A 6,739-nucleotide genomic window follows, 5' to 3' on the forward strand; every position below is an offset into this window, starting at 1 on the left:
CCTCTGCAACTTTCTTTTCAGCAAAACGTTCAACCTGCTTTGCTGTGCTATTAATAGCATTACGCAAAGCCCAATGAAGACGCGGTGCTTGAAGACTAGTAAAAGTATTTTCTGCTTGTTGCAGATACCACTTTGCATGGATCTTTAACGCCAAAACCTAAGCCTTTTTTGTCGCACGCGTCGAGGATTTAGAAGTTTTTGCTTTTGGAGATTGTTTGCTAGATTCTATAGACGTTTGCTCAACCTTTTGAGTAGTTTGTTCAGTATCTTGCGTATCTACATCTGTAGAGACTTCTTGCTCATTAGGTTCTGGTATAGAAACTTCTTGTTCATTAGGTTTAGGTTTTTCATTAACGTTTTGTGATAGCCATTGTTGATAAAGCTTGGCAGCACCAGCGCGTTTAAGGCGATAATACACCTGATAAGAAACCTCAACGAATGGCTCACTTTTTGTGGAAGGCTCAAAACGAACAGTTGTTTTGTTATCACCAAGAACACACATAGGTCTTGTGATAACTACTTGTACTTTTCCCATAATTATTCCTTTGGAGAGATTGAGACATAAAAAAGACCTCACTCTCAGGAGGGGAGGGAGTGAGGTCAATAAATCATAAAAAATAGGAATGACTAAATTAGATTTGTTGAATCAAAAAACCCTGCATTTGCAGGGCTTTTAAAACAACACCAACAAGAAAAAAATTACATGATTCTGTAATTTTGGGCGCACAAAAACACGTGCAGTAACGCTATTAAATACTATTTATATCCCCATGTCAACTAAAAGAATAACAATCTGGTATTTTTTATCTCACTCAACCTAATATGGTACTTTTTAAGTGTAAATGATCGTAGAAGAAAAGTTAAAAATCTTCTTTTTGCATTTGATTGCTTAAATATTAACACATGACATACAGTATTAACTGCACTTAATTTACTAACTTAACGCACAAAACAACATTTATGTTGTATTGAAACAATTTAGATGTTATTCTATTATTATGAATAGTCAAGAATTGAAAAAATATCTCACAAAACAAGGCTGTAGTTTCATTCCAGGAAAAGGTGGTCATTTGATTGTAAAACGCGGTTCCAAAAAATCTGTTTTGCCTATGCATGGTGCACGAAAGGAATTAGGGACAGGATTAGTTCAAAAGATCCTCAAAGATCTTAATTTGAAATAAATTATAACTTCAATAAAAGGAACATAAAAATGAAATATGCTATCAAATTCATTCAAGATGATAATGATACTCTTATTGTTATTGCTAAAGATTTTAAAGAGTTTATCACTTATGGAAACAATGAAAAAGAAGCTTTAGAACACGCTAAAAATGCCCTTTTAACGGTTATTGAAGGGCGTTTTCAAGACCGTGAAGTCATCCCTTTTGGAACTCATAATACTGCTTACCCTTTTATTGAAGTATCTTCATTGATCACTTTAAAAATTGCAATCCATAATGCCATGGTCGAAAAAAATTTGCGTAAAGCCGATCTTGTGCGCCTTTTGCAATGTCATCCTATACAAATCGATCGATTGTTAGATTTAAATCACGCAACGAAACTAGATGCTTTAGAATACGCTCTCCTCACTCTCGGAAAATCAGTTACTATTGATATTCAAGACGCTGCTTAAAGCTTACAAAGTTTTTTTTCCGGACAGTATTTCTGAAGAGCATTCAAAGCCATGCGTAAAGAACCGACAAGATGTGGCAATTGTTGGTCTTCTATAACCAGATGCTCTAATGCATCATGAAGATTATACCGACGATATAAACTTTGTGTTTCTCTAATAACCTCTTGCATAGCTTCATAGCGATCAGTTGCTGTCTCAACCCACTTGTCCCTTTCTCTATCATCAGAAGATATTGGTGTTTCATCATAAATAGCCCCTGGAAACCCTTTCGCACACCAATAATCATTTCGCACCTGAATATACTGCTGTGATGCATCGTATTGATCTTGATTAATCTTTTTTTCCAATAAATATAACCGCCCTACATAAGTGCCCATAAGTGGGTTTTTCGCATCTTGAATACTCGCTCCATAACGCTTGGCACGCATTTCAAGTGTCTGTTGATATGAAGACTTATCAGGTATTTTTGCACGTGAGATACGTCCATTGGGTTCTCTTATTTGACCTTCTATTCTAGGTCTTCCCCGTTTTTTACGTTTTTTCATTCACGCCCTCAGATGCCTCTTTAATATATTGCCAAATTTTCTCTGCCCTGGACAGTTTCTTTCGCTTCAAGTAAAAGAGCCACCCAATGAAAACACTTATTATAAAAGAAACTATTGTTTTCTCTACCCAATGGGTTCTATCCCATATTAGCCCCAAAACTAAAGTTACGACAGCTCCTAACAGAATACCTAGGACTGTATCAAAATGCTGTATATATATTGAGCAGTCTTTTAACGCGTCTATTTCTTGTTCTGTAACAGCATAATGAATAGTCGTTCTAGGACGACAATCTGCAGTAACCTTAACTAAAGATTGAGACAATATAAAAGAAGTATCTTGATTTCCAAGAGTATCACCAGCACGCTGAAGTTGTTCAAGTTGAAGAGGTTGTTTTTTTTGCTTCTTGTGAATACGCGTTGATTTTTTGTATGAAATATTCCTTGATGTCATCATCTTTAAGCTTTATACCCCACTGCCCATCATAAACTTTTTGCCACGGTGATCCATCCTCATGAGAGTCAGCACAAAGACGCCAAGGTGAAAAATTTTTATAAGCATTCCAAACAATTTCTAATAACTTAAGGTTATATTCATTAGATGAATTTTTAATGATTTTTGGTACAAAAATCTCTCCTGTTTCTAGATTAACTGTTCGGGAATAGCAATCGATAAAACGCCTTCCCCAATCTTTAAATTCATGATAAAGCGCTGGAATTACTGGTCCGTGCTGCCATGCTTCTATGGCATCAGGAAAGAGACGCTTATCTGTAGCCGCCAGCATCCATCCATACGCAAGATAAACTAGCTTAATGAGTTTCAAAGGTGAGATTGAAATATTTTCTTCACGTCCCTTTTCAAGGAAGAAGTTAGCAATTTGTTGAACTTGATACATACTATTCCGTTACAAAATATATAATTTCACAAAATATATTATAACATAATGAATACCTTCATTCAATCAATCCCTTTTCAAAAGGGATGTTATTATGCATAACAATTAAAGGCATATCAAAAGGTGACTGAAAAGCTTCTATCGTAAGATAAGTTTGCTCTTGATCAAAATCGTCACCATTTTTTACTATCAAGGATTTTCAGTTCACCTTTATATTGCGGTAAGACAATTTCTGTTGTGTAGTGTGTTTGTCCGCTTTTATCTTGCCATTTACGCGTCTGTAATTGACCTTCAACATAAACCTTGGAACCTTTATTTAGATACTGAAGTGCAACCTTTGCAAAATGCGGATTAAAAACCACTATAGAATGCCATTCTGTTTTATTTATTCTTTGAGAAGTTGTTTTATCTACATAGCTTTGAGAAGTGCCTATACGAAAGTTCACCACCTCTGCACCAGATGGCATTGTTCTGCTTTCGGGATCGGCACCGAGATTGCCAATTAAAGTTACTTTATTAAGCATGTTTTTTATCTTTTCTAAGGAAAATAATTGAAATGAAATACGGATATGAAAAGCTGCTTTTACTATAGCATGACACAGTGCATTTTTCCAAATAAAAAACAGCATAAATAACTGAAAATAAACATTTTATTGTTTATTTTATCCGTGCATAAATGCTTTTTTGTGCTATAATTTCATTTGTTTGCTTTTAAGCAAATCATAAACCAGCGCAATCAACTTTTTTTAAACAGAAAACGCATTGCAATTACTTGTTTTGAAGCAAATGTATGCATGTGTCATAGAGGACAAATTGCACACGCTCTCTCTAAACTACCTCAGTGGAAATTTAAAATAAAACATATCTGATAATTAAGAAAATTTCTCTGTCATCAAATAGAAATTATGTTTGACATTGTAACAACTGTATCCTATAAGTTACATATGTTTACAGTGTACAAGACAAAATATTTCATACAGTGGCTAGATTCTTTAAAAGATGAGATTGCACAAGCGCATATTGTAACACGGATAGCAAGGATAGAAACGGGGCTTTTGGGCAATGTAAAATTCTTTCATGGCATTGGGGAATTAAAAATAAATCATGGCCCTGGCTATCGGGTTTATTTTATAAAACAAGGGCAAGAAATTATTCTACTTCTTAATGGTGGTGATAAATCTACCCAACAAAAGGATATCGAAAAAGCCCTGCGAATAGTAAAGGAACTCAAACATGGAAATCACTAAATTTGATACAAGTGAGTATTTTAAAACTCCTGAAGCTCAACAAATTCTTTTACAAGACGCTCTTGAAACTAAAAATAGTCAGTATCTTGCTCACGTTCTTGGGATAATAGCAAAAAACCAAGGAATGAGTAAAATTGCTAAAGACGCTGGGTTATCAAGAGAATCTCTTTATCGCTCTTTAAGCGACAAAGGTGATCCTAAGCTTTCAACTTTCTTTAATGTTTTGAGTGCTTTGAATTTGCAAATTAGCCTAACACCCATTCAAAATGAAGAACATACATCTTTAGAAAAAGCTTAAAGATCCTCTCCTCATTTTGTTAGATATACCATTACTCTAACGTTATTTAAGGCTAGGGGATAAATCCAAATGATGTAAGCATTAAAGAGGATTTTTATTCACAACTTTAGAATAAAAAATCTTACGGTATTTCTCATCTCCTTTATAGAGAGAAAATACAGAGCCATCTACTTGTGCTATTAAGTAAAAATCATCAAAACCACTAAACTCTCAACATCTCTTTATCTCACAATAATCAAAATCGTTTTTAAACAAACGATCAGACAAATAATAATTGATAGCTGCAATACGCTGCTCAACCGCATCATGATCATGAAAAAAATCAATAACGTCTTTCTGAAAACTAATATTAGGATTTTTTCTTTTATTTTTTCCTTGGCAACTGTTGTAGACATAGAGGAGAAGATCATCAAAAATTTTCTGCCATTGAATATTTGTTTTTGAGGTTAAGAGTGCATCCTGTTCTAAGGTTGCGTCTCCATTATGGTGCGTCTTTAAAAATCTAATTTTTTCAGGTATATGAAACATAGTCATTCCTTCTGTAACCTCTGTATGTTTTTCAGTTTTTCTTAATAGGTTTCTGTCCACAGAACTGTTTTCTGTGTCATTAAAGAAGATCAATTGGTTCAAGCAGTGAAAGCTATTTTGGAAGATCAAAAATAGTAGATGTTTTTATAAATTCGAACTTTTTTGTTTGTTTTATTGTTGAATTTCGAACTTTTTTGTGCAATATAAATTGTATTGAGAATTAAAGAGGGACCAAATGAAACGAGAAGCTCTTCTCAGAGAATTGCGTAAAGAAGCTAGAAAAAGAGACATTCATCATTATAGTGAAGCTCTTGATACGGGTAAAGGCTCGCATTGTTTAGTAACTTTTGGAGATAAAACGACTGTTATCAAATCTGGTGAGTTAACACCACTTTATGTGAAAATAATAAAAAAGCAGTTAGGGGTGTAAAACAAGCTCAAATGCTTTTAACTCTTCGTTTCAAATATGTTTGGTAATATGGTAGTAATAGAGAGGTCTAAAATGGAGTATATTTATCAAGCAAAATTAGAAGCTGATCCAGATGGCGGCTTTGTAGTAACCTTTCCGGATGTACCTGAGGCAATCACAGCTGGAAAAGATCGTTCTGAAGCGTTAGAGCACGCAACTGAAGCTTTAGGGTTGGCATTGCGTAGTTATACTATGCGGGGGTTGCCTTTACCTACACCACAACGGTATAAAAACTTAGTGGCAGTAACAGTTGATGCGTGGAATGCTCTTAAATTAGCAGTGGTAGAAGCTTTTAATGAAGCTAATATCACAAAAACGGAATTAGCTAATCGTCTCAGTAAAAAAGAAACAGAAGCACGACGCATTCTTGATCCAAACCATCCAACTAAACTTCAAACGTTGGAACAAGCATTGGCCGTTCTCGGTAAACAGGTGATTATCACAATTAAGGATGCAGCTTAACCTCTCCCCATTTTGTTAGATATATCATTTACTCTAAAGAAGAGTAGACACCATTTAAGTTAAACAAATTTACAAGATTATTTATAAAAACAGTTAAGCTACCTTCCATAAATGACGCGGCTTTGTTTTTTGCTGTTTAAAAGCAGGCGTCCCCCGCGCCTGTTATTTACGCTGCTATAGCAACCTTGACAGGATTATTGCTTTCATAAACCTCACAATTTTCTGGAACATAACGCAACCTGCTTAGTCTTGTGATTTTTGCATTCCCATAAACTTTTGCATCAATATAAATACGAGTATTTCCAGACACATGAGCATTACCATAAACGTGGACACAAACAACAGTATCACCACACACGATAGCATTGTTGTAAACTAAAGCTTCACCACACACCAATGTGCACTACCACCACCCCAACAATCACCCTCATGAGAAAGATTGTCTTCTGTCTCTATAAGACCACCAAGGTTACCAGCTTTAACATCACCAAAGTTTCTTAAGGCACGAATACGGTGAAGAACACCGTAATATATCCCTTTAGATTCGTAACGTATAAAAACATACCATTTTCTGTTAGCTCATATTTCTTTTCTATACTCATGTTCTTATACACCTTAGTTTAGGCAATATACGGCCATGCACGCTATGACAGAGCGTCTAGCG

The 6,739-nt window shown here is 35.0% G+C and carries 13 protein-coding genes and 1 pseudogene; 6 read left to right on the plus strand and 8 right to left on the minus strand.

Annotated features, from left to right (window positions below; genetic code table 11):
- Nucleotides 1-157: 157 nt before the first annotated feature.
- Nucleotides 158-535 carry a hypothetical protein gene (locus GGR10_RS06545; RefSeq protein ID WP_182480423.1) on the minus strand — a complete coding sequence of 126 codons (378 nt, stop codon included), beginning with the start codon at nt 533-535 and terminating at the stop codon, nt 158-160.
- Between the two features lie 463 nt (nt 536-998).
- Here GGR10_RS06545 and GGR10_RS06550 point away from each other — a divergent pair, with 463 nt between their 5' ends.
- Both GGR10_RS06550 and GGR10_RS06555 read left to right on the plus strand, forming a co-directional pair.
- Nucleotides 999-1,181: a type II toxin-antitoxin system HicA family toxin gene (locus GGR10_RS06550; RefSeq protein WP_010702043.1), complete on the plus strand. Its 183-nt coding sequence runs from the start codon at nt 999-1,001 to the stop codon at nt 1,179-1,181.
- A gap of 29 nt (nt 1,182-1,210) precedes the next feature.
- Nucleotides 1,211-1,633, plus strand: coding sequence for a type II toxin-antitoxin system HicB family antitoxin (locus GGR10_RS06555; protein ID WP_182480424.1), 423 nt, complete (start codon nt 1,211-1,213; stop codon nt 1,631-1,633).
- Here the strand turns inward: GGR10_RS06555 and GGR10_RS06560 are convergent.
- The 5 genes and pseudogenes from GGR10_RS06560 to ssb all read right to left on the minus strand — a co-directional run.
- Nucleotides 1,630-2,178, minus strand: a complete 549-nt coding sequence (locus GGR10_RS06560; RefSeq protein ID WP_182480425.1) for a hypothetical protein — start codon at nt 2,176-2,178, stop codon at nt 1,630-1,632. The genes GGR10_RS06555 and GGR10_RS06560 overlap by 4 nt on opposite strands.
- Complete coding sequence (locus GGR10_RS06565) at nt 2,165-2,632, minus strand: hypothetical protein (RefSeq protein ID WP_182480431.1); 468 nt, start codon at nt 2,630-2,632, stop codon at nt 2,165-2,167. Before GGR10_RS06565 ends, GGR10_RS06560 begins: the two co-directional genes overlap by 14 nt.
- Entirely contained in the window at nt 2,553-3,071 is a 519-nt protein-coding gene (locus tag GGR10_RS06570; RefSeq protein ID WP_182480426.1) for a Panacea domain-containing protein, read from the minus strand. The genes GGR10_RS06565 and GGR10_RS06570 overlap by 80 nt, the downstream gene beginning before the upstream one ends.
- Nucleotides 3,072-3,129: 58 nt before the next feature.
- Nucleotides 3,130-3,264: a hypothetical protein gene (locus GGR10_RS07040; protein WP_281431890.1), complete on the minus strand. Its 135-nt coding sequence runs from the start codon at nt 3,262-3,264 to the stop codon at nt 3,130-3,132.
- Nucleotides 3,251-3,595: pseudogene (gene ssb, locus GGR10_RS06575) on the minus strand (single-stranded DNA-binding protein); the annotation flags it as partial. The gene GGR10_RS07040 and the pseudogene ssb, both read right to left, overlap by 14 nt.
- 420 nt (nt 3,596-4,015) lie before the next feature.
- Here ssb and GGR10_RS06580 point away from each other — a divergent pair.
- Together GGR10_RS06580 and GGR10_RS06585 are read left to right on the plus strand one after the other, a co-directional pair.
- Nucleotides 4,016-4,318: a type II toxin-antitoxin system RelE/ParE family toxin gene (locus tag GGR10_RS06580; protein WP_078690285.1), complete on the plus strand. Its 303-nt coding sequence runs from the start codon at nt 4,016-4,018 to the stop codon at nt 4,316-4,318.
- Entirely contained in the window at nt 4,305-4,616 is a 312-nt protein-coding gene (locus tag GGR10_RS06585; protein WP_182480427.1) for an addiction module antidote protein, read from the plus strand. Before GGR10_RS06580 ends, GGR10_RS06585 begins: the two co-directional genes overlap by 14 nt.
- Before the next feature lie 210 nt (nt 4,617-4,826).
- On the opposite strand, the gene GGR10_RS06590 is transcribed toward GGR10_RS06585, so the two are convergent.
- Nucleotides 4,827-5,204 carry a hypothetical protein gene (locus tag GGR10_RS06590; RefSeq protein WP_246316894.1) on the minus strand — a complete coding sequence of 126 codons (378 nt, stop codon included), beginning with the start codon at nt 5,202-5,204 and terminating at the stop codon, nt 4,827-4,829.
- 175 nt (nt 5,205-5,379) lie between these two features.
- Between GGR10_RS06590 and GGR10_RS06595 the strand changes: the two genes are divergently transcribed.
- Complete coding sequence (locus tag GGR10_RS06595; RefSeq protein ID WP_182480428.1) at nt 5,380-5,574, plus strand: hypothetical protein; 195 nt, start codon at nt 5,380-5,382, stop codon at nt 5,572-5,574.
- Nucleotides 5,575-5,646: 72 nt separating this feature from the next.
- Nucleotides 5,647-6,075 (plus strand): type II toxin-antitoxin system HicB family antitoxin, encoded by a 429-nt coding sequence (locus GGR10_RS06600; protein WP_182480429.1) that lies wholly within the window; start codon nt 5,647-5,649, stop codon nt 6,073-6,075.
- Nucleotides 6,076-6,241: 166 nt separating this feature from the next.
- Here the strand turns inward: GGR10_RS06600 and GGR10_RS06800 are convergent, their stop codons facing one another.
- Nucleotides 6,242-6,472, minus strand: a complete 231-nt coding sequence (locus GGR10_RS06800; RefSeq protein ID WP_210268817.1) for a hypothetical protein — start codon at nt 6,470-6,472, stop codon at nt 6,242-6,244.
- Nucleotides 6,473-6,739 lie beyond the last annotated feature (267 nt).

Origin of the sequence: Bartonella chomelii (assembly GCF_014138465.1) — a bacterium.
Classification (GTDB): Bacteria; Pseudomonadota; Alphaproteobacteria; order Rhizobiales; family Rhizobiaceae; genus Bartonella; species Bartonella schoenbuchensis.

What these genes read in the sequence shown, in the direction of transcription:
- GGR10_RS06545 (WP_182480423.1), bottom strand. Translation starts at nt 535, where the DNA reads ATGGGAAAAGTACAAGTAGTTATCACAAGACCTATGTGTGTTCTTGGT.
- GGR10_RS06550 (WP_010702043.1), top strand. Translation starts at nt 999, where the DNA reads ATGAATAGTCAAGAATTGAAAAAATATCTCACAAAACAAGGCTGTAGT.
- GGR10_RS06555 (WP_182480424.1), top strand. Translation starts at nt 1,211, where the DNA reads ATGAAATATGCTATCAAATTCATTCAAGATGATAATGATACTCTTATT.
- GGR10_RS06560 (WP_182480425.1), bottom strand. Translation starts at nt 2,178, where the DNA reads ATGAAAAAACGTAAAAAACGGGGAAGACCTAGAATAGAAGGTCAAATA.
- GGR10_RS06565 (WP_182480431.1), bottom strand. Translation starts at nt 2,632, where the DNA reads ATGATGACATCAAGGAATATTTCATACAAAAAATCAACGCGTATTCAC.
- GGR10_RS06570 (WP_182480426.1), bottom strand. Translation starts at nt 3,071, where the DNA reads ATGTATCAAGTTCAACAAATTGCTAACTTCTTCCTTGAAAAGGGACGT.
- GGR10_RS06580 (WP_078690285.1), top strand. Translation starts at nt 4,016, where the DNA reads ATGTTTACAGTGTACAAGACAAAATATTTCATACAGTGGCTAGATTCT.
- GGR10_RS06585 (WP_182480427.1), top strand. Translation starts at nt 4,305, where the DNA reads ATGGAAATCACTAAATTTGATACAAGTGAGTATTTTAAAACTCCTGAA.
- GGR10_RS06595 (WP_182480428.1), top strand. Translation starts at nt 5,380, where the DNA reads ATGAAACGAGAAGCTCTTCTCAGAGAATTGCGTAAAGAAGCTAGAAAA.
- GGR10_RS06600 (WP_182480429.1), top strand. Translation starts at nt 5,647, where the DNA reads ATGGAGTATATTTATCAAGCAAAATTAGAAGCTGATCCAGATGGCGGC.